We start from the raw sequence: 299 nt of genomic DNA on the forward strand, positions 1-299 counted from the left end.
GCCCAGCGACGGCTACCAGGCACTGCCTCTGGTGCGCGCGCAGCTGGAGGCGTACGGCATCGAGGTCCGCACGGCGCCGACCGGTCAGGACGCCCAGCTCGACGTCCTCGGCGGCGCCAAACTGCTGTGGCTCGAGACGCCCTCGAACCCCGGGCTCGACGTGTGCGACGTCCGCCGCCTCGCCGAGGCGGCACACGCGCGTGGCGCGCTCGTCGCCGTCGACAACACGCTCGCCACACCGCTGGGGCAGCGCCCGCTGGAGCTCGGCGCGGACTTCGCCGTGGCCAGTGGCACCAAGC

General features: G+C 74.6%; 1 protein-coding gene. It reads left to right on the plus strand.

Features of this window, described 5'->3' with window-relative positions:
- A partial coding sequence (locus IG05_RS0141465; RefSeq protein ID WP_030349220.1) for a PLP-dependent transferase occupies positions 1-299 on the plus strand: 299 nt, incomplete at both ends.

The organism is Streptomyces sp. NRRL S-1022 (assembly GCF_000720135.1).
In the GTDB taxonomy this organism is placed as follows: Bacteria; Actinomycetota; Actinomycetes; order Streptomycetales; family Streptomycetaceae; genus Streptomyces.